Annotated in this window: 17 protein-coding genes and 1 pseudogene; 9 read left to right on the top strand and 9 right to left on the bottom strand. The window is 61.5% G+C overall.

Going from position 1 to position 21,339, the window contains the following annotated elements; all coding sequences use genetic code 11:
* Nucleotides 1-112 precede the first annotated feature (112 nt).
* Nucleotides 113-799, top strand: a complete 687-nt coding sequence (locus FO013_RS03470) for a response regulator transcription factor (RefSeq protein WP_143921178.1) — start codon at nt 113-115, stop codon at nt 797-799.
* Between the two features lie 175 nt (nt 800-974).
* Here the strand turns inward: FO013_RS03470 and FO013_RS03465 are convergent, their stop codons facing one another.
* The 3 genes from FO013_RS03465 to FO013_RS03455 form a co-directional block, all read right to left on the bottom strand.
* Entirely contained in the window at nt 975-3,326 is a 2,352-nt protein-coding gene (locus FO013_RS03465; protein ID WP_143921177.1) for an HNH endonuclease signature motif containing protein, read from the bottom strand.
* A 230-nt stretch (nt 3,327-3,556) separates the two neighbouring features.
* On the bottom strand, nt 3,557-4,927 hold the full coding sequence (locus tag FO013_RS03460) for a purine-cytosine permease family protein (RefSeq protein ID WP_260847972.1): 1,371 nt from the start codon (nt 4,925-4,927) through the stop codon (nt 3,557-3,559).
* Nucleotides 4,924-5,391 carry a YybH family protein gene (locus tag FO013_RS03455; protein ID WP_143921176.1) on the bottom strand — a complete coding sequence of 156 codons (468 nt, stop codon included), beginning with the start codon at nt 5,389-5,391 and terminating at the stop codon, nt 4,924-4,926. The genes FO013_RS03460 and FO013_RS03455 overlap by 4 nt, the downstream gene beginning before the upstream one ends.
* Nucleotides 5,392-5,719: 328 nt before the next feature.
* Between FO013_RS03455 and FO013_RS03450 the strand changes: the two genes are divergently transcribed.
* The 3 genes from FO013_RS03450 to FO013_RS03440 all read left to right on the top strand — a co-directional run bounded on the left by FO013_RS03450 (nt 5,720) and on the right by FO013_RS03440 (nt 9,671).
* On the top strand, nt 5,720-6,976 hold the full coding sequence (locus FO013_RS03450) for an SLC13 family permease (RefSeq protein WP_143921175.1): 1,257 nt from the start codon (nt 5,720-5,722) through the stop codon (nt 6,974-6,976).
* A gap of 112 nt (nt 6,977-7,088) precedes the next feature.
* Entirely contained in the window at nt 7,089-8,216 is a 1,128-nt protein-coding gene (locus tag FO013_RS03445; RefSeq protein WP_143921174.1) for an RsbRD N-terminal domain-containing protein, read from the top strand.
* Nucleotides 8,217-8,375: 159 nt separating this feature from the next.
* Nucleotides 8,376-9,671, top strand: coding sequence for an ArgE/DapE family deacylase (locus tag FO013_RS03440; protein WP_143921173.1), 1,296 nt, complete (start codon nt 8,376-8,378; stop codon nt 9,669-9,671).
* Nucleotides 9,672-9,752: 81 nt separating this feature from the next.
* On the opposite strand, the gene FO013_RS03435 is transcribed toward FO013_RS03440, so the two are convergent.
* The 3 genes from FO013_RS03435 to FO013_RS03425 form a co-directional block, all read right to left on the bottom strand.
* The gene (locus tag FO013_RS03435) at nt 9,753-11,258 is read right to left on the bottom strand and encodes an acetyl-CoA hydrolase/transferase family protein (RefSeq protein WP_143921172.1); all 1,506 of its coding nucleotides are present in this window, start codon (nt 11,256-11,258) and stop codon (nt 9,753-9,755) included.
* 114 nt (nt 11,259-11,372) lie between these two features.
* Nucleotides 11,373-12,677: an amidohydrolase gene (locus FO013_RS03430; protein ID WP_143921171.1), complete on the bottom strand. Its 1,305-nt coding sequence runs from the start codon at nt 12,675-12,677 to the stop codon at nt 11,373-11,375.
* The gene (locus FO013_RS03425; RefSeq protein WP_143921170.1) at nt 12,674-14,086 is read right to left on the bottom strand and encodes an MFS transporter; all 1,413 of its coding nucleotides are present in this window, start codon (nt 14,084-14,086) and stop codon (nt 12,674-12,676) included. Before FO013_RS03425 ends, FO013_RS03430 begins: the two co-directional genes overlap by 4 nt.
* 223 nt (nt 14,087-14,309) lie before the next feature.
* Between FO013_RS03425 and FO013_RS23220 the strand changes: the two are divergent.
* Both FO013_RS23220 and FO013_RS03420 read left to right on the top strand, forming a co-directional pair.
* A pseudogene (locus FO013_RS23220) lies at nt 14,310-14,423 on the top strand (helix-turn-helix domain-containing protein); the annotation flags it as partial.
* Nucleotides 14,424-14,517: 94 nt separating this feature from the next.
* Nucleotides 14,518-15,237 (top strand): LysR substrate-binding domain-containing protein, encoded by a 720-nt coding sequence (locus FO013_RS03420; protein ID WP_222103571.1) that lies wholly within the window; start codon nt 14,518-14,520, stop codon nt 15,235-15,237.
* 24 nt (nt 15,238-15,261) lie between these two features.
* Here the strand turns inward: FO013_RS03420 and FO013_RS03415 are convergent, their stop codons facing one another.
* A complete protein-coding gene (locus FO013_RS03415; protein WP_143921169.1) occupies nt 15,262-16,515 on the bottom strand; it encodes a phospholipase D-like domain-containing protein in 1,254 nt (417 codons plus the stop codon).
* Nucleotides 16,516-16,640: 125 nt separating this feature from the next.
* Between FO013_RS03415 and FO013_RS03410 the strand changes: the two genes are divergently transcribed.
* On the top strand, nt 16,641-17,168 hold the full coding sequence (locus tag FO013_RS03410; protein ID WP_143921168.1) for a Dps family protein: 528 nt from the start codon (nt 16,641-16,643) through the stop codon (nt 17,166-17,168).
* A gap of 149 nt (nt 17,169-17,317) precedes the next feature.
* Here FO013_RS03410 and FO013_RS03405 read toward each other — a convergent pair whose 3' ends face one another.
* Nucleotides 17,318-17,779, bottom strand: coding sequence for a nuclear transport factor 2 family protein (locus FO013_RS03405; protein WP_143921167.1), 462 nt, complete (start codon nt 17,777-17,779; stop codon nt 17,318-17,320).
* Between the two features lie 211 nt (nt 17,780-17,990).
* Between FO013_RS03405 and FO013_RS03400 the strand changes: the two genes are divergently transcribed.
* Both FO013_RS03400 and FO013_RS03395 read left to right on the top strand, forming a co-directional pair.
* A complete protein-coding gene (locus FO013_RS03400) occupies nt 17,991-19,472 on the top strand; it encodes a hypothetical protein (protein WP_143921166.1) in 1,482 nt (493 codons plus the stop codon).
* A gap of 149 nt (nt 19,473-19,621) precedes the next feature.
* On the top strand, nt 19,622-20,344 hold the full coding sequence (locus FO013_RS03395) for a DUF998 domain-containing protein (RefSeq protein WP_143921165.1): 723 nt from the start codon (nt 19,622-19,624) through the stop codon (nt 20,342-20,344).
* A gap of 167 nt (nt 20,345-20,511) precedes the next feature.
* Here FO013_RS03395 and FO013_RS03390 read toward each other — a convergent pair whose 3' ends face one another.
* Nucleotides 20,512-21,291 carry an IclR family transcriptional regulator gene (locus FO013_RS03390; protein WP_143921164.1) on the bottom strand — a complete coding sequence of 260 codons (780 nt, stop codon included), beginning with the start codon at nt 21,289-21,291 and terminating at the stop codon, nt 20,512-20,514.
* Nucleotides 21,292-21,339 lie beyond the last annotated feature (48 nt).

Raw genomic sequence — 21,339 nt, 5'->3', positions numbered from 1 at the left:
TGACGCTCGTCACCGGTGCCAAGGCGCTTTTCTGTGGCACCGTTTCCCTGCCGATGCTGTGCCCACGCGGCTTCGCCACTGTCGTGTCCTAGGCCTCCTGTAGTCTGTTTTCATGCCTCAGACTTCTCCCAGTATCCGCGTCCTCCTCGTCGACGATGACTCGATGGTGCTGACTGGTCTCAGGGCCATACTTCAGGTCGCTGAGGACATTGACACGGTCGGAACTGCCCTCAATGGCGAAGGTGCACTGGAGCAAGCTTCACTTCATTTTCCCGACATCGTGCTCATGGATGTGCGGATGCCGGGAATCGGTGGCATCGAAGCAACACGGCGGTTGACCAACAGCGTGCGACCGCCCAAGGTCATTGCTCTCACCAGCTTCGATTCCGATGATTATCTCTTCGGGGCTCTCGAAGCCGGTGCCAGTGGCTTCCTCCTCAAGGACATCGGTCCTGCGGAGCTTGCCGAGGCCATCAGGAAGGTCCATGCCGGTGAGTCGATTCTGGCACCGCAGGCGACGCTGCGGATCATCAGAACCATCACGGCCAAACAGGATCATCGGACCAAACGCGATGCCGCCACACTCATCTCCACCCTGACAGCGAAGGAACGTGAGATCGCTGTCCTCGTCGCACGAGGGCTGTCGAATCGTGAGATCGCCGAGGCGACTTACTCCAGCGAGGCCACCGTGAAGACTCATCTCAACCGGGTGAACGTCAAACTCGATGCCAGCAACCGGGTCCGTATCGCTGTCCTTGTCGAGCGGTCCGGTTTGACCGCGGGTTCCGGCATCATCTGAACGGGCTCGTCGTTTTCAGGTCTCAAAACCAACACGGATAATACCTCGTGAATTGAACCAGATGGGAATCTGAACCAGGTGGGAATCGAGCCAGGTGGACTGCCCCAGTCCTGCCTGAACCGGTGTGAACTTATCCTGTCCGGACGTATCCAGTCTGCTCGAAATGGCGGCCTGCTCAGAACGGCGGCGGGTCTTTCGCGAGATCGTGTTCCCATTGCACGCGTGCCTCTTGCCAGGCCTTCTTGATGCGCACGTACTCGACCTTGGAAGCACGGTGATCGGCTGTCTTCTTCGCTCTGCGGTAGGGCTGGTTCCTGCGGCGACCTCTCGGCAGACGTTTCATCGTCACCGGGTCCGTCCCCGGCGGCAGGCAGCGCTGGAATACCGCGTTCTGCCAGTCCGACATCCGATCGATCATCAATTGTCGGCGCGTGGCTTTCGCCAGGTCATAGCTCTCCTGCAGGTGTCGCTGATGGTCGGCGATTACTTGTTCGCGTTGCCTCGCTTCGTCGCGTTCTCGAATCGCCGTCTCTCCGGGCATGAGTTCAAGGACGTACGGCGGTGGAGGAACCTTATCTTTCGGAAATCGCCACTGTCTGGGACGGATACCAGTCAGTGCGTAGAACTCGATGGCTTGAGCTGCGTCGACAGGCTGGTCGGGAGCCGCGACCGTGGTTGTCACGCCATGGGAGAATTCGTATTCGACCAGGCCAGATTCCGGCATCCGCACTGAGTAGTTTCGAGCAGTCTTCACCGCGTGGTGCTTTTTACACAAACAATGCAGGTTGCTGAAGCGAGTGAGTCCGCCCTGGTCAGGATGGTCATGGTCGAATGGAATGACGTGGTCGATCTCCGACTTCTCCGCCCTTCGACTGCACCCCGGTACTGTGCAGATCGCCCATTTTGCGATGAGCGTTCTCCGAACATCGTTCGGAATTCTGTAGGTGGTGGCCTTCGCGTCGATGGGGGTGCCTGTCGCCGGATCCGTCAGTATTCTCGTCAGTGTTTTCGAACGGGCACCGATGCGTCGGGCTGTCTCTGCTGGCACCGGCGAACCGTCAGCGAGAGTTCCCGGAAGCTCTGATTCGCCGGTCAACGTCAGGTAAGGGACCGTGACCACGACGGCGGCTTGGTTGGCTATCCACCACTGATCAGTGGGCATGCCGACCGTTACGTCATATTCTGTGATCTCTTCTTGCGGCGGCGGAGCCTGGCAGAAGGCGGTGCCTTTCGGAGTCGACCCTGCGGCATCTTTCGCACAATCGATCAGCCCACTGACTCCTTGGTCGTCGAAATCAAACAGTGGGTTTCCCCTGTCATCAAGAAGCGAGGATTCTGTGGTGCCTTGGATTCCCGTCACCGGGTCGATTCGTCTGACCCTGATGCTCAGCTTCGGCTGTGGCCGGGTCGCAATGTCAAACATGAGATTGCTGATGGTGCGCTCGTCGATCACCTCAACTCCAGGCGCCAGGTTGAACGTGTTGGCCTGTCCCGCATGAATCGCACGCGCCATGGCCTGGATGCGCTGAAAGCTGGCATGCACCTCAGCCGCCGGCCCTGTCAGAGTCATGCATGCCGTTCCATCCTTGAATGTGTCGACATCGACTCTACGTCGACGGGCGGCTGTTTCTGCCCGGTCTTCTGCACGTTCGAGGAGTTGGATCTTCTTCCGCAGTGCGGTTCGGAAGTACTCGCTCGTCACGTCTGCTCTCCTGGCAGAGAGATGTTCGTCCAGTCGGGGCAGGAATCGCATGGCAACCGTTTGGCATAGGTCGGCAGCGGCATCAACATGAGCCTGCGTGAACTCGCCGCCTCGGACTCGGTCGGCGAATCGTGGGAGACCGTGTATCACGGTCATCGCCGCAGTCAGGCGGCGGTAGGTGCGCGGAGTCGAGGTTCCGAAGATTGCCGAAATCTCAACGAGGTCCTCGGTGAACACATTGTCGTGGATCCACCGCGAGAAGTCGGTGTCGGGCTCGAAACCAGGGAAGTCCGGAGGTTCAGGAGCTTCTGGCTCGGGGTCAACCGTGGGCGTTCGAACGCTCTGCGCGAATTCGGCATCGTAGGCCATCACGGTCGTCGGAGTGTCGACAACGAGTACGAGCTCGGTGCAGGGCTCGTCGAGATAGAATTCTTCCGGTGGTCCCGAGTTCCAAGCCAAATCGCTGACGGTCATTCGTAGGTTGGCTTCTCTGACTCGTTCCTCTTCCGAAGCTTCTGGGTATCGATCGACTGAGCCGGCAATCGTGGCGAAGGTGTACGGGTCGTCCCCTTCGGGAACGTCGGCTCCGTTGTGCTGGATGACCTGCTCAAGGATGGCTCCCGCACTGAGTTCGAACACCTTCAGCTGCGCCCGGTCGTATTCAGCCGATGCACGGCCAAGATTGGTGACGCTCGATTCATAGCGAACGCTGTAACGTGGCGACGCACTTTCATCTGCACTCGCGCCGGCGTCTTTGCCAGCAGAGTCGGGCTTTTTGCTTCGTTCGCTGCATTGCCGGTCATGCGTTTCGGATGTGCTTTTCATCGTGTATCACCTGCCTCGTACATCTATGTCGGGAAGAGTGAGTAGAGCACTGACGAATCTAACTGATATTCATATTCTAAACTATTCGAATGCTAATTGTACAGATGTAATCTATGACCACTTCCGAAATTTGCCCGATGCTTTGGAGCCGTCCGGATCGTTTTGTTGGTTGATGCTCGCAGACGGCGCTGACATGAAAACGGTCGTGCGGCACTGACGGCCCAACCCATTCACTCACTGGACTTGGACAGATGACCACTGGCAACCTCGGCGAACTGCTGTCGTGAACGCCATGAGAGCCCCAGATACAGAAGGAATGACGCCACAAACGACGGGATCGTTGCGCCCATCGGACTCGGGAAGGCATAGGTGAGCAGGTAGGACACAAAGGCGCCGACTATCCACACGGCGACTGCTGCCCAATTGACGCCGCGCGTGTAGGAGTAGATACCTCCGGCGTCACTCACGATGTCCCTCGTATAGGTCCGGCGCTTGATGATGTAGTAGTCGACGATGAGGATCGCGAACACGGGAACGAAGAAGGCCCCGATCATCGTGAGGAAGTCGGTGTACTGGTCGAGCAGGGCCAACCAGGTCGATCCGAGAATCGAGACGATTCCGAGCACCAATGCCACCGGCAGGAACTTCAGCTGTGTCCGCCTCTGCGCGCCGACGACCGAGTTGACCATCCCATAGACCACCATCGTGTTCGTCGCCATCACGGACAGGAAGATGACGATCGCCAACGCCCACCCGAATTCCGCGGCCAGCACGGTCGGGTCGAAGGGAGCCGCGTCTGCACCGTCGAGGAGGATGTAGCTGTAGGCGGTGAGACCGAGGACCATAGCAAGCACCGTGGAGGCGATATAGCCGAGGCCTGAGCCGATGATCCCCGACTTCTGACTCTTGGCCAGGCGGTTGAGGTCACCAGAGAGCACAGTCCACGAGATCGCAGTCGAGATGACGATGTCGAGAGCGAGCACAGAGGTGAATTCCAGACTGGGATCGGCCTGGATCGCAGCGTATTCGCTCGGCGAGTGCCCGTTGAAGGCGATGACGAAGACGTAGGCCATGACCAACAGAATGAGCAGCGCGAACCAAGGTTCGGCCTTCTCAATGCCCTCATGCCCGAGGATGGCAAGCCCGACGACCAGGGCCTGGCGCAGCACGGAGAAGAGGATCGGGTTGGAGAATCCGGTTGTCTGCGCGACGACGAAGTTGACGCTGATGCCCGCGAGCATGGCTTGGACCCAACTCCAGCCCATGAGGATGACGACGTTGGCTGCGACAGGCAGATAGCTGCCCTTGGGTCCGAATGCTCCCCTGGTGATCGCCATGGTGGCCAGGCCGGTGCGAGTGCCGATGTTCCCGATCAGAGTGAGCACGATTGTGCCGATGATCGTGCCTGCGATGATGACGATGACGGCGGTGACGTAGTCGATGCCCGGGACGAAGAGTGTGCCGGTGAGCATGGTTGTCACGACGAGGTTGGCGGCCAACCAGATCAAGAACATTCGTCTGGTGCCCAAGTGCCCGCGGATGACTCCCGAGTCGTCGCTTCCAGATTCCAAGCGCGATTCGAGGCTGCGGTACCAGTTCACTGGGCGATCACCTCGGCGACGTTCGGCTCTGCATCAGCGGAGGCATCCGCAGGCACAGCGTCGGGGACAGTCGACAGGTGTTCGTGGATCGCCAGGAGTCTACCGTCGCCGAGGTGGCGGAAGATGATGCTCTCACGTTCCCGATACGATTCCTCGCCTTCCCTCGTCATCACCGTCGTATCGACGGTGTGAGAGAAGATCGCTCCGCCCGGGAAAGTCTGCACAAGCCTGGCAGAGGAGACGCAGTCGGCGACTGACCATCCGTCGGCTATCCACAAGTTCCAAGCTTCCTCGTACTCCGCACGTGAATCCAAGCGGCTGTTCTCGGGGTGGAAGATGAATGTGGCGTCGGGGGCAAAGGCTGCGAAGTAAGCCTTCGCATCAGTCGCCGTATAGGCGGCGACGATGGCGTCGGCGGCGCGAAGCACCTCGGCGTGGCTGGGTTCATTCACATCGTTGGGCATGACGATCGTCAACTTTCTTTGTCGCAGTTCTCGCGGCCGGTCGCAAGCAGAGCTGATGGGCCGAGTGAAACTCTAGTGATTTGGTGACCCAGCACACTGTACGCAGTGGAGAGATTTTGGAGTTGCTTGTCCACTGCGGACTGCACCACCGACCACCCAGAGCGGCGCACTCCACATCCAAGCTGCTGCCTGCATTGCGAGATAGCGCTGTCAGCAATTGAGATTTCGCTTAGGTTGAAGAGCGTGTGACGTGCGGCTGCATCCGCAGCTCCCGCCGCAACCGTGCGTCGATGATCGTCATAGTGAAGATGAAGGAGACACTGCTTCCATGAGTGCGGAACTGATCTGCGTGATCGTCCTCGGCCTGATGTTCGTCATCGGCACATGGCGTGACATCAACATGGGCCTGCTGGGCTTCGTCGCAGCGGCAGGAGTCGGCGGACTCGTCCTCCACCAGGCCCCAGAGGAGTTCCTCGCCGGCTTCCCCGTCGACCTGTTCCTCACCCTTGTGGGGCTGACCTATCTGTTCGGCTTCGCCCAGAACAACGGCGTCATCGAAGTCATCGTCAACTGGTGTGTCAAGCTCGTCGGCGGTCGGACAGCGCTCATGCCGTGGATCTTCTTCGCCCTCACCGCGATCCTCATCTCCTTGGGTGCTCTCTTCGCCGTGGCCATCATCGCGCCGCTGGCATTGTCGTTCGCACGCAAACATCGGATCAACCAGTTCATGGTCGGCCTCCTCGTCGTCCACGGTGCACTGGCTGGGGCCTTCTCCCCCATCAGCGTCTACGGCATCTTCATCAACGACTACCTGGCCAAGAACGGCCTGACTCCGACACCGTTGTCATTGTTCTTGGCACCGCTGATCTTCAACTTAGTCTTCGCTCTCGTTGTCTACTTCGTCCTTCACCGGCGACCCGGATTGCGCGCCGAGGCGGACGATGCCCTATCCGCCGAGACCGAGCGTCCCAGCACCATCAGATTGACTCGGAGCCAGGTGCCGACCTTGATCGGACTCATCGCGATGGCTCTGTCCGTGCTGATCTTCAGCTGGGACGTCGGGATCGTGACGATCACAATCGCCGTCGTTCTCACCTTCATCAACCCGGCAGCGGGTAAGGCCGCGATGACCAAGGTGTCATGGTCGGTCGTCATTCTCATCACCGGAGTCCTCACCTACATCGCCGTGCTCCAGGCCGCGGGCACCGTCGGATGGGTGTCGGCCGGGATCTCGGCCATCGGCATCCCGCTGCTGGCTGCTCTGCTGCTCTTCTACATGTCGGGCCTCATCTCTGCACTGGCGTCATCGTTGGCGATCATCGGCGTCGTCATCGCCCTGGCCGTGCCGTTCCTCGAATCAGGTGACGTGCATGTGGGTGGCTTCGTCGCCGCGCTGGCGATCGCGGCAACCATCGTCGACATCAGTCCGTTCTCGACCAATGGTGCGATGCTGTTGGCCAATGTGCACACTACGATCCGTGATCGCTACTACAAGCAGATGATCGGCTACGCCGGCCTCATGTGCCTCATCGGTCCCGGATTGGCCTGGGTAGTCGCAGCGGTGCCGACGGTTCTCACGAGGTGAGTGCTGACCTGTCAAGGTTGATGACCGTGTGAAAGCCCTGGCCCGGCGTCCGTTCGTCTCGTCCAGGCCCCTCAGCTCACCAGGGTTGAGTTCCTCAGTGCAACAATGCAGTATGAACGATCCGCTTTGGCACGAACTCCTCGAGCGAGTGCGACAGGACACCCCGCAGCTTCTCAACGACTTCATCGCCGAACTTGCTCAGCTTGAGGGCTACGCCCACGGTCGCGTTCCCGTCTCCGATCTCACCGGAACCGCTGAGCAGGTCTTCGACCTCTTCCTCCGGCGGCTGTACACCGCTGAACATATGGCCGACGAATCGTCCCTTCCAGATGCTCTGGGACGACGACGTGCCAGACAGGGCCTGCGAGTCGATCAGTTCACTGAGGCTGTGCGCATCAACTTTCGGGTGCTGTGGCGAGCACTTCATCGGGCCGCGCAGCCAGATCTCACCGGTGTGCTCATGGACTACGGGGAACGCGTTCTCGATGTTGTCGAACGTTATGCGACAGAAGTGCAGCGGTCCTTTCTCAACGAGACGGGGGAAATGGCGCGTTCACGCAGAACCGCCCGCGAACGCGCCCTGACAAAACTGTTCTCCGGTCACGCCGACGATGACGACGTCAGTGCCATCGCCACGGTTCTCGGCATGAGAGACGACGGTGAATTCGAACTCATGGCAATTCCCACCAACGTCATCACCGATGGTCTGGAGCAGAGCTTCTCGACCCTCGAGGCACATTCGTACGAAGACGAACAGATGACCTATGTGTTCCGTCATCGGCGCACGCTGATCAGCTTGGTCGACGAACTGCCCGAGCTCGCAGGCGGATACATCTCGAAAGTCGACGGATTGAGCCAGGTGTCACGGGCAGCGGCACTGGCCAAACACCTCGGCGAGCTTCATCCTGGTCGCCCTGCAGTCAATTTGAAGGAAGGATTCGCCGCCATCGCCCGCACCGCGATGGAGACCCTCATCAGCGGCTTCGAGCATGAACTGCTCGGTGACTTTGTCAGCTCGGTGGGCGAAAAGCCCAATGAGAGGTTGAAACGTCTGGCCACAACCATCGCCGCCTACTTGGAAAACGGTTCGGTTCAGGAGGCGGCGGACTCGCTCTATGTCCACAGGAACACCGTGTTCAAACGTCTGCAGTCCTTCCACGACATCACCGGTTTGGACGTGACCATTCCCCGTGATGCGGCGATCGCGCTGATCCTGACGCAGGACACGCAGCAGTACTGACCGACGCTGACCGGCACAGAGGTTCAAATGCACACCGCGGTGCTCAAAGCCGAGACATTCATCCAATGACCCTTTATCTGCGGTCCCCTAGTCTCGAATCAGCACCGCACACCTCGACGACACCCCACACCTCAACGAGCTGCACTCGAAGGAGAGCCAATGATCACCAACGACGCAAAACAACGGATCCTCGCGGCGGTCGACGCCCGATTCGACCAACAGTTGGCGGCGACCGCCGAGCTGGTGAATTCGCCATCCAGACGTGAGCATGAGGAGCCCGCACAGGATCTCATCGAGTCCCGACTGCAGAACCTCGGCCTCGACATCGACCGATGGATCATCGACTCCCCCGAGCTGGAGGCCCACCCCGGCTTCGGCCCCTCCACCGTCGACTACACGGGGATGACCAATATCGTCGGCACGTACCAGCCTGCCCAGGACAGCGGGAAGTCCCTGATCCTCAACGGCCACATCGATGTCGTGCCACAGGGTCCAGACGACAGATGGTCGCGCTCACCCTGGGACGCCGAAGTGGTCGACGGGTGGATGTACGGCCGCGGTGCCGGTGACATGAAGGCAGGGCTGATCGCCAATCTGTTCGCATTCGACGCCATCCGTCAGGCCGGTTTCGACCTCACCGGCCGCGTCCACCTCCAGTCCGTCGTCGAAGAGGAATGCACCGGAAACGGCTCTTTGGCGGCACTGCTGCGCGGATACACCGCAGACGCGGTCATCATCTCCGAGCCAGAGGAAGATGCCCTGGTCAGAGCCAATGTGGGGGTTCTGTGGTTCACCGTACGAGTCAGCGGCAACCCCACACATCCACGCGAGATGGCCAATGGCTTCAACGCCATCGATGCCGCATTCGACGTGATGCAGGCTCTGCGCGTGCTCGAACAGACATGGAATGACAGGAAGGGTGAGCATCCGTATTTCGAGGACCTCGATCACCCGATCAACTTCAACTTCGGTGAGATCCGCGGCGGCGACTGGCCCTCGAGCGTGCCGGCCTGGTGCGAACTCCAGGTCCGCGTTGCCACCTACCCCGGAACCAACGCCGATGAGGCCTGGGCCGAAGTCGAGAAATGCGTGTCCGATGCCGGAGCCGGACGATCAGCGGACGGCGGCGACTCAGCTCGCCCGACCTTTGAAACGGTCCTGACTCCGAACGGCTTCTACGCCGACGGCTACGTCCTCGAGCCCGGCAGTGATGCCGAAGAGCTCCTCGAACGCACCCACCGTGAGACCTTCGACGCCGAGCTCACCAGCTTCACCACTCCCGGCTATCTCGACGGTCGAGTCTTCGTCAACTACGGACAGATGCCGACCCTGGTCTATGGTCCCGTCTCAGAGAACATCCACGGATTCGACGAGCGTGTGAGCATCGAGTCTGTGCGCAAGTGCACGAAATCCATGGCGCTCTTCATCGCCGAGTGGTGCGGGATCGTCGAATAGGTGAAGCGGGATCGACGCATAGGCCGGCTCCTTGAATCAGGAAACCGCACTGGTTGATTCAGGAGACCGCACTGGCGGGCTTCACATGCTCCCGTTGGTCTGGAAGTTTCCGTGCCAGGACAGGGCCTCACCCAGCAGGTGTGGAGTGTGGCGTCCGTTCGGGTTCTCTGCGATCGCCCGATCCAGATAGTCGCCGAGGCGGTCCCGGTAGCTCGGGTGCGCGCAGTTGGCGATGATCGTGCGTGCTCGCGCCACCGGGGAGAGTCCGCGCAGATCGGCCAGCCCCTGCTCGGTGACGAGGATCTGGGTGTCGTGTTCCGTGTGGTCGATGTGGCTGGCGAAGGGCACGATCGAGGAGATCGCTCCGTCTTTTGCCAAGGAGTTCGACACGAAGAAGTTGAGGTAGGCATTGCGAGCGAAGTCGCCGGACCCGCCGATGCCGTTGATGATGGACGAACCCATCACGTGGGTGGAGTTCACGTTGCCGTAGATGTCGGCTTCGACCATCCCGTTGATCGCAATGACGCCGAGGCGGCGGATGGCTTCCGGATGATTCGACATCTCTTGCGTGCGCAGGAGGATGCGTCCCTTATAGGACTCGATGTTCTCGTTGAAGTCAGCGGCGCGCTCGGCTGAGAGCGAGAAGGCTGTGGCCGAGACAGAGGCGAGCTTGCCGTTGTCGATGAGGTCGAGCATCCCGTCTTGGATAACCTCGGTGTAGGCGCTCAGGCCCTCGAATTCGCTGTCGGCCAGGTTGCCCATGACGGCGTTTGCGACGTTGCCGACGCCCGACTGCAGCGGCAGCAGGTCCTCCGGCAGCCTGTCGGCCTTGATCTCGTGGCGCAGGAAGTCCACGAGGTGGGAGGCAATGGCCTTCGAATCTTCGTCGGCGGGCTTGAACGGCAGGTTCCGATCGGGTGCGTTCGTCTCAACGACGGCAACGACCTTGGACGGGTCCACGCGCAGGTATGGGTCGCCGATGCGCTGCATGGGCTCGAGGAGCTGGATGGGCAGGCGCTCGGGCGGGCGGCGGGTGCCGTAGTAGACGTCGTGGAAGCCTTCGTAGGCGCGCGGGTGCCAGGAGTTGACCTCGAGGATGACCTTGTCGGCCAGGTCGAGCCATGTCTTCGAATTGCCCACGGAGCTGCCGGGAATCAGCAGACCGTTGGGTAGGACCGCAGCGACTTCGACGACGGCGACGTCGAGGTTTCCATAGAAGCCGAACCAGGCCTGCTGGGCAGAGTGGCTGAGGTGTGTGTCGACGTATTCCGTGTCGCCGGCGTTGATCGACTTCCGCATTGCCGGGTCGGACTGGAAGGGCAGTCGTTTGCTCACGGCTCCCGCCTCGGCGAGGACTCCGTCAAGTTCGGGTGCGGTCGAGGCGCCGGTCCACAGCTCGATGCCGAAGTCACGACCGGCATCGTGCTCAGTGCGAGCCTGCGCTGCAATGGCACCCGGCACCGACTTCGGGTATCCCGAACCGGTGAATCCACTCATGGCGACGCGGTCGCCGTGACCGATGTGAACAGCCGCTGCCTCTGCGGTGACGACCTTCGAACTCAGGTCAGGGCACGTAATTCTCGACATTCACATGAGTTTATCGGACGCTGTTTCCGTCTTTGACTCCGCCTGCTTCGAGACGAAGACCCGTGCACTCGCCGAAGTGGGAGCAGAGACACCGCGGCCATCACCGCCAGTCGACTAGCGCCCCAGCCCTGTCAAGAACTCCCCCGCCCCAAGCGCAATCTTCGCCTCGGCCTCCACGCCGACGGCGAGCATGTCCTCGTCGACGTCGAAGCGTTCGGTGTGGTGGCCCCAGGAGGTGTCCATGCCGATCTGGACGTAGGTCGCCAGGCCGCCGCGTTCCTTGACTCGCTTCATCATCGCCGTTGCGTCCTCGGATCCGCCCAGTCCGCCGGTGTCGCTGATCTCGGCGACTCCATCGACACCCTCGAAACAGGTCCGGATATAGGGCAGCAGTTCCGGACTCGGTGATTCCTGGTCCGCCTTGCCGACGACAGTCGACTCGACGTCGACGTCGTACATCCTCGCGGCACCAGCAATGACGTCCTGCGCCCGCTCGAACATGAATTCGTTGATCTTGCTCGACTGGCCGCGCGTCTCGACCCTGAGCGTCGCTGCCCTGGGCACGACATTGCGGCCCTCACCAGCATGGAAGGTGCCGACGTTGATGCGACTGGCCCCTGCCGAGTGCCGGGGTATCGCATGCAGATTCAAGGTCGCCGAGGCGGCTGCGAGAAGCGCGTTCCTGCCTTTCTCGGGGTCTCCCCCGGCGTGTGAACCGACGCCGGTGAAGGTGACATCGAGCTTCGTGCTCGCCAGGTACCCATCGGACCCGGTGAGCACATTGCCCTTCTCATCATCGGACTTCAGGTGGGTGGCGACGAACAGATCGACATCGTCGAACCATCCCGCGGCCACGATCGAATGAGCGCCACGCACCCCCTCCTCGGCGGGTTGGAAGATGATCTTCACCCTCCCGGACAGCTCGTCCTTAAGCTGGGACAATCTCGTGGCCAACCCCAGTCCGATGGCGGCATGGCCGTCATGACCGCACCCGTGCATGGCACCCTCGTTGGCCGAGGCGAATCCTTCGGCGAAGGGCCGATGGGTCTCATCGGCCAGTTCCACCAGATCGTTGGAGTCGATGTCGAAGCGGAAGCACACGACCGGCCCGGGCCGTCCGGTCTCCAACATGCCGAGGACACCGGTGAATCCGTCACCCATCGCCTCGACGAGCTCCGGGTCCGCGCCCTGCGACACCGCGCGATCGCGTTCACCCGCGAGCACCTCGGCGTCGGGCACCCCCAGCCGAGAATCGGCGTCGTGGAGTTCGGGACCGTACACCGTGTCCCATCCCAAGTCACGCAACACAGCGATGATCGCCGAGGTGGTCCGGAACTCCGTCCATCCCGGTTCCGCGTACTTGTGAAAGTCTCGTCGCCAAGCTTTCAGCTGGGTCGTCAGTGCTGGCGTCAACGTCATAGTGGGGTCCTTGGATCGGTGGCTGAAACTCCTCCGTTCGAATGGTAGTCCTCCTCAAATGAGAAGGGTGCTGACGGCTCCTCAGTGAGATGAGCTGCGGGTTCACCCTGCAGGACCGCCACCCCGGGGATGCGACCGGCATGACTATCGGCCTCCAGTGCTGCCGCCGCCGCAGCACGGGACCTGCGCACTGTCGTCAGTGCGAGGCTTGGCACCGGAATGAAGACTATGACGGCCAGGAGCAGCACCAGGGTGAAGATCATAATCGCGTCGATGAGTGAGGTGCCGATGGCGATCGCACCGACGACGATCGCAGGCAAGCCCGCTCCCGTGTAGAACGCGAGATAGAGAGCCGCAGTGATTCCAGCGCGTTGACGCGAAGGGGCGAGCATGTCGATCTCCCGGTTTGCTCCCCAATAGCTCAAACCGTGCCCGGTACCTGTGGCGACGGCAGCGGTTGTCATGAGGACAAGTGCCGTGGTGGCTCCCAGACTCGGCAGGTTGGAACTGAGCAGTAAGGCAGCTCCGAGCCCCAAGAGCGTCAGGCCGATGGTCTGCGCGGCCCGTGGCTGGAGTTTCGGAGCCAGGAGCTGACTGGCAGCGGAGATGACGAGCACGGTGCCCACGATGAGTCCCGACGTCAGCGTGCTCGGCTCGGGCAGGGTCGCCTCGGTCATCGAAGGCAGCAGAGCGAGGAAGAGCCCGAGCGCAGCCCAACCGAGAAGCCCGGTGACCGCGGCTATGTAGAAGCTCGAGCGCATCGGTCCCGGCACCGACGGCCAGGTCGGCTGCCAGCGCTGCCGGGTCATGGGGCTGTGGAAACGCAGGGTGGTCACGAGCAGACCGGTGACGATGAGGAGAGCAAGCATCACCGAGAAAGGTGCCACCAACAACGTGGCTCCTGACGCGGACCCGGCGGTCATCTCAGATACGACGCCGGCGATGATAGGTCCCGCTCCTGTACCGAGCACGAAAGACATGGTGGCTGCGGTCGACCCCAGCCATGCGCGGCGGGCAGGTGAAGCTTCGACCATGAGTGCAATGCCGGCGCCCGTTCCCAGTCCCAAACCGACACCGGTAAGTACACGTCCGGCGAAGAGTCCGCTCACCCCGATCGTATCGATGGTGAACAGGGCGGTGCCGACGCTGACACTTCCGATTGCTGCGAGCAGCACCGGTCTGCGACCGAAGGCATCGGCGGCTGAACCGAACAGGAGCAGGGCGGGCAGGCAGCTGACGACGTAGGTCGCATACAGCGCGGTCATCGTCCAATCCGTCATGGCGTAGGCCAGTTTGAAGTGAGGATACAGCGGGCTGGCGAGGTTAGCTGCGGCAGACAATGCGAAAAGCACAGCGGCACCGATCCACAACTGTCGCCTCGACCCTCTGATGCGAGCGTATTCGGGCAATCAGGAACCTCCTTCTGAACGTGGTGCCTTTCGAGCAGCAGAGTCCAGAGCTGCCCTCGGGTGTCATTGGAACGCCACGATCGAAAACGGACCCTGAGCGGGTGTGCATCATTGGGATCAGCACATTCGTTCGGGCCCTGATGGCGTCCTAAGTCCAGGGTGCGGTGCATGAAGTAGTGTTGTCTATCGTAAGAAAGAACAAGATACCGTTCGAAGGAAACGAATGATTGACAATCGGCTCATGATGTTGAGCATGATCGCCAGGCACGGCACGGTCACCGCCGCCGCTGAATCATTGCGTTACTCGCCTTCGACCGTCTCTCACCAGGTCAAGCAGTTGGCAACGGAACTGGGTGTCACTCTCCTTGAGCAGCGCGGTCGCAACATTCGACTGACATGCGGCACACTCGTTGCTCGGGCACTTCGACGTCATGGCTGCCGAATGGGAGCGGGCTCTGGCGGACATCGACGCCTATGTTACGACCGTCACCGGATCAATCACTCTCTGCGCGTTCTCCACCGCGGCGAGCATCCTGCTGCCACAGACCATGCGTGCTCTCAATGCAGAGTTCCCACACCTCGCCACGCAGACCATCGAAGCCGAACCAAGCGAGTGCTACGACCTTCTGCTCTCAGGAGAAGTCGACCTGGGTATCGTAGCCGTGACGACCGAGACGCCGACGGGAGCCGACGATCGCTTCACACAGAAGTTCCTCGCCGATGATCCTCTCGATCTCATGGTCCCTCTCGACCATCACCTGGCCAATCATGCATCGGTCTCGATCGCCGACGCCAAGGAAGAGACGTGGATACTCGGCCGACCGGGCACGACCTACCATCAGCTGGTCGTGGCCAACTGCGCCAGCGCCGGCTTCACTCCCCGAATCGGCCATTACGCCAACGACTGGAACACCGGCACTGCCCTCGTTCACGACGGATTCGGCGTCTGCGTCGCCTCTCGCCTCTCCCGGTCTCAGGATCTCCATCCCGTTCGACGCATCCCTCTTTCCGGTGAACACGCACCCACTCGCCATATCGCCGCGGTCACTCGTGCAGGAGCCGAGAGCCGACCCACGATTCGCTTCGCCCTCGAACTCCTGACTTCGGAGACACAGAGAGTCATGACCCAACTCGGCAGAGACCTCGGCTAGGAGCTCTGCGCGACGGTCAGCCCCTCACAGGAAAGGCCGCATGGGCCGCAACGCGAACTCGACGACCTGGGCCAGCGGGTGCCGGTCCAGCCAGTCGCGGCCCAACACTCTGCTGTGCTCGGCGTCGCTGAGGAAGGTCTTCTCCACCTCGGCGGCAAAGTCGGGATCAATGACTTCGACATTGGTCTCATAGTTGAACGACAGTGAGAGACGGTCGATGTTCGCGGTGCCGATCGTCGACCATTTCCCGTCGACCGTGGCGATCTTCGAGTGGATCATGGCCGCGTCGTAGAGCAGAACTGTGACCTCGGAGCGCAACATCTCTTCGAAGAATCCTCGTGAGAGATAGTCGCCGAGGATGTGGTTTGATTCCCGGGGCACCATGACCCGCACATCGACTCCACGGGCGGCCGCGTCGATCAGTGCCTTGAGCAGCTGCTGATCGGGGATGAAGTACGGTGTCGTCAACCAGATCCGGTCCTGCGCGCGCTCGAAGGCGTTGATGTACATCGAGCGGATCGGGTAGACGAGCTGGATCGGCAGGTTGGCTGAGACCCGAAGCTTCGACTCCCATGCGGTCGGTGCGACCCATTCGATCTGCTCATCGGAGTCATGGAATTCGTTCCACATCTGCGCGATGGACTGGCGCAACCCCCAGGTACCTGGTCCGGCAGCCTTGAGGTGGGTGTCCCTCCAGTGACGGGCGTAGAGCGAACCGATGTTGAAGCCGCCGACGAAGGCGACGTCATTGTCGATGACGAGGATCTTGGAGTGGTTGAAACCGGATTGACGCACCGGCCCCTTCCAGAGCTTCCTGGCCACCGGCAGCCGCAGAACCTTGATCGACTCGTCGAGCTGGTCGTAGAAGGACCGGGGAATGGTCAAATTGGCGAAGCCGTCGTAGATCAGGTGGATGTCGACGCCGCGCTTGGCTGCTGCGTTGAAAGCGTCGATGAACTTCTGGCCCACCTCGTCGTTCTTCCAGATGAAGGTCTCCATCTGGATCGACTCCGTCGCGGACCCGATCTCATCGAGCATGTCATCGTAGAGCGTCGATCCGTCGGTGTAGATGCTCAGCCGCGAGTCTTCGACGTCGGCGTGGAAGGTGCCTGGTCGTGGTGCGTTACGCTGTTTTCGGCCGCGTTTCTGGACCAGGTCGATGGCCATCGATGCACCCACGGTGAGGGGGACTGCGCACGCGACACCGGCGGCAGCCCAGGGGGCGATGGTGCGCAGACGTTGTATTCCCTGACGAAGGTTGCGTGGAGTAGATCCCATAACCGTGCAGTCTAACTGCTCCCAATTCTGGGCAACGTTAACCTCATACCCAAGAATGAGGGCTATCGTCGGCACCAGGTGCCCGGATACGGCACGTCGTTGCACTGTTCTAGGAGGAACGAATCATGGCTCAATCAGTCAAGGTACCCCAGCCAGCCGGAACGAAAACCACCAAGGCCGAGAACGCGGAACATGGCTTCACCGCCTCCCCCGCTCTGGCCAAGAATATGCAGTCCGTCCTCGTCGACTTCATTGCCCTGCAGCTGGTCGCCAAGCAGGCTCATTGGAATATCGTGGGCCCTAACTTCCGCGACCTGCACCTCAACCTCGATGAGGTTGTGGACATCGCCCGCACCGGGTCGGACAGCATTGCCGAGCGGATGAGAGCCCTGCATGCCACCGCCGACGGTCGCCCCAGCGTTGTTGCTGAGCAGTCGTCGCTGCCGGAATTCCCGGCCGGAGAGATCACGACTCATGACGCCATCGACCTCAGCGTGCGCGCCGTCGAAGCCACGGTCGCGACCATGCGCAAGGTCCACGACGAAGTCGATGAGGCCGACCCGACCACGGCAGACATCTTCCATGAGTTCATCTCACAGCTGGAGCAGCAGGCATGGTTCCTCAGCGCGGAGACCCGCTCTCCGTCGAACTGACATGACGGACCGTCACCCGTGACGGTCCGCAGACTGACAACCACCGGTGATCACGTCGCAGGCAGACCTGATCACCGGTGGTCCTTCTATGCTGTCAGCACCGTGCAAGGTCCGTACAAATCCGGCACCGCCGCCGAGGTGGCTCTCCGTCAGCGGAGGTCGATGTCCTGGCCGCGGTCCCCGGTTGGACGGGGACCGAATATCCGCCGATCCGCCTCGGCGATGGTGACATCATTGATGCTTGCCTCGCGACGGGACATGAGACCATCACCGGTGAATTCCCACAGTTCGTTGCCGTAGCTGCGCCACCACTGGCCGGTCGTGTCATGCCATTCGTACTGAAAGCGCACGGCAATCCGATCTTCACTGAACGACCACAGACTCTTGCGCAGTGCGTAGTCGAGTTCGCGTTCCCACTTCTTGGTGAGGAAGTCGACGATCTCCGCGCGACCGGAGAGGAACTGATCGCGATTACGCCACACCGAATCCGGTGTGTACGCCAGCGAGACCTTCTGGGGGTCACGGGTATTCCACGCATCCTCGGCGCCCTGCACCTTCTGTGCGGCGGTTTCGGCGGTGAAAGGTGGGAAAGGCGGGCGAGCCTCTGACATGACGGTTCCTCTCTGAGTCAATGACGTCGGGTGTCACCAGCCACTGTAGCCCCGCACCTGCCCCGGTGCTGGACGTTGCGGATGACTCCGTGACACATATGCCGACAACGCACTGCGGCGCCCCAACCCTGAAGTGGGTTGAGGCGCCGCGGTGGTGTCTCGGCAGGTCAGGATAGGTCTAGGAACCTGCTGGGAGTCGGAAGCTCTCTCAGTGCCGCGGAGTGTCCGGGTCCTCGAAAGTCCTCTTCTCGGTGGGCCGAGGATCGTAGCTGCGGTCGTTGAGACGAGGATCGTTCTCAGCGGCACGCGGATCGCCCTCGGGAGCCCGAGGAGCACGACCATCCGCAGTTGGTCGGTTGCGGCCGCCCATACGGTAATCGTCCTCGACCGGCTGGTCGTCGTCCGCCACCGGACGGCCATCGTCGACAGGTCGATCGCCGAGACGATCGCCCGGTTCGCGGCCTGTACCGTTGTCGGCAAAGCGCGGATCCTGTCCGGCCGGCGCCTGACGCTGGTCAGCGACCCGAGGGTCGTGGGCAGCGGGAGGCTGCTGACCCTGGGACTGCTGTCCCTGTGGCTGCTGACCCTGATCAGCGAAGCGAGGGTCGTGGGCAGCCGGAAGCTGTTGGCCCTGTGGCTGCTGACCCTGTGGCTGCTGACCCTGTGGCTGCTGACCCTGATCAGCAAAACGAGGATCGTTGGCGACCGGCGGCTCCTGAGCCTGACGCTGGTCAGCGACCCGTGGGTCGTTGGCAGCTGGCGGCTGCTGGCCTGCGTCCTGCCCCTGGTCAGCGACACGAGGATCGTGACCCGCGTGATGCTGCTCATCGGCAACGGGACGGCCGTCGCCAACAGGTCGACCGTCTGCAACGGGGCGTCCCTCATGGTGACGATCATCGGCAACCGGACGACCATCAGCGACTGGACGGTCATCGGCTACGCGGCGCTCATCGGGAACAGGTCGACCGTCTGCAACGGGGCGACCGTCATCGGCGGGACGCTGATCGGCAGCACGAGGATCGTGGCCCGCATGACGCTCGTCCGCAATCGGACGACCACCGGCAGCCGGTTGACCGTCATGGTGGCGCTCATCGGCCACAGGCCGACCATCCTGGTGACGACCATCGGCGACAGGCCGACCATCCTGGTGATGGTCATCGGCGACCGGACGGTCGTCATTGTGACGGTCATGACCGGCCACTGCACCGGCCCCCGCACCAGCGGCGGCACCGGCTCCAGCAGCTGCACCGGGAGCGGCGTTCTTGTTGCCGTGCGTGTCGACGTCGGGATCGAGCTCATCGGCGCGCTTAAGTTGGCGTTCCTGTTCGAGACGCTTCTCCTGGGCAAGACGATCACGTTCAGCGGCGTCAGCGTCCAGCTTCTCGGCTTCAGCCTGCTTGCGCTTAGCCTCTGCGGCCTGAACCTCGGCGTCGGCATCGGCCTTCTTGGCCTCTGCCTTACGCTGTTCGGCGTCCGCTTCCCGAGCATGAACTTCATGCTCGGACTCAGCTGTCTCCTGACGGATCCGGGCGGCCTCCTTGCGCTGGTGTTCGCGCTTCTTAGCTGCGGCCTTACGGCTGACCGCGATGATGATGCCGACGACAATCAAAATAACGACGATCGCAACGACTATCCAGATAATGGTAGTTGTACTCATGCGCTCTCTCCTTGCTGCCTATTCGGTTCTCATTGATCATGTGGATCCGATCAACAGGATGATTTCATATTTGCACGGCAATTCACCCCTGACAAGGGCATTCAGAATCCCGTTCAGGGTGTGTCGGTCGATTCAAAGTGGCAAAACGGCTTGTCCAACCTACTTTCCCGTCTACTATTGGCGGCATGCGTGAGACTCAATCTGATGCTGCCGCCTCAAACCGGTCGACCGTCACAGCGGCGATCTGCTGGATCTTCGCCGGCGTGGTCTATCTCTTCGCCGAAGCTGTCACCGCCGCCGCGTTCAACCACTATTCGTATTCGTTCAACTACATCAGCGACCTCGGCGTGCCAGATATCGAAATGCTGGGCAATAGGCCCATTGACTCGCCCCTTCACCTGGTCATCAACGTCGCCTTCGTCATCCAGGGGCTCCTGTTCGCGACCGCGGCGCTGTACGCAGCACGCAGCCTGAAGCTTCCCCTGCGGCCAGGGACCATCAGTTTCGCATGCCTCCACGCCCTGGGAATGGTGATGATTGCGGTCGTCAACGGCGGTCAGCACAACAACGACCTCGGTCTCGGCTGGGTTCACCTCCTCGGCGCGTTCTTCGCCTTCTTCGGCGGACACCTGACGGCGATCTGCATGGGCGCTTCCCTGCTTCTCACCCGCCGCAGCCGCCGCGTTGGAGTCTTCAGCGTCATGATCGGGGCCATCGGGATTCTCGGCATCGTCATGCTCCAGGTCGACGTCCGCGCCCTGCCGGGGACGCTTCTTCCAGACGGCGCCTGGGAGCGCATCGGCATGTACGCGATCGTGGCGTGGGAGATGTTCATCGGTGCTGTTCTGCTCGGCCGTCAGCACAGACAATCGATCCCAACAGGTTCCCCGGTCGGAGCACTGGGCTGAGCCGTCTTCGGCATAGTCTCTCTGCCTCGCCGAGGCAAGCATCACCTGGGAACAGGTACTCCAGGGTGACGGTGTCGGCTCCCGGCTAATGGTGCGACTGACCAGGCCGTCATTCAGAGATGCGGGCCGTCATTCAGAGATGAAGGTAGCGGATCATTCTGCTCGCCTCATACGGTGGTCCGATACCCTTCAGGCGCCAGCCGCGCCCCCAAAGACAGCAGCAGCTGACCCACCTCGTCCAAGCGCGCGCTGGACATCCGGTCGGCGGGGCCGGTGACGCTGATGGCTACGTCGCTCGAAGTCGATGACACCAGTGCAATTCCCACACAGGCGATGCCCGGTTCGTTCTCCTGGTTCTCAATCGCCCAACCGCTCTCACGCGCGCTGTCAACAGCGGAAACGAAGCGCGCTTCCAGGTCAGGCTGGTCGTGTCCAGGATCTGCCTCGGCGACGAGGCTGGACACCAAGGAGTCACTGTGCGGCTCCGCCGCAGTCAAGGCGCGCCCGAGTGCGGTCGTTGCAAGATGGACGCGACGTCCCACTCGCGACCACACTCGCATGGATCGCTCCGGCTCGATTTTGTCGAGGTAGACCACTCTCCGCCCGTCCAGCGTTCCCAAATGGACCAGCTCTTCGGTCTGACGTGAGAGCTCCAACAGCAGCGGTCGGAACAGGGTCGGAAGGTTGGCCTCGACCCCGAATGACTGCACCAGCCGGTGAGAAGCCTCGCCGAGCACGTACCTCCGGTCACTGTCGTCTTGGAGGACATATCCCCGACGAACCAAACCCGAAAGCAGTCGATGAACCGAGCCCTTGTTGATTACCGTCGTCTTTGCGATGTCGCCAAGCGCCATTCCCTCTGGGCCCGCAGCTGCAACCACCTCGAGCACATCCAGAGCGCGATCGAGACTGGTCACAGGGGCCGAAGGAGTGTCGCGTGCGGTCATACTCCCATTATTGCGCGTCACAGTCATCGTTGCCTCGCTTCCGAACTC

This window comes from Brevibacterium aurantiacum (genome assembly GCF_007558825.1).
GTDB lineage: Bacteria > Actinomycetota > Actinomycetes > Actinomycetales > Brevibacteriaceae > Brevibacterium > Brevibacterium aurantiacum_A.
This window is presented reverse-complemented; position numbering and strand designations above follow the sequence as displayed.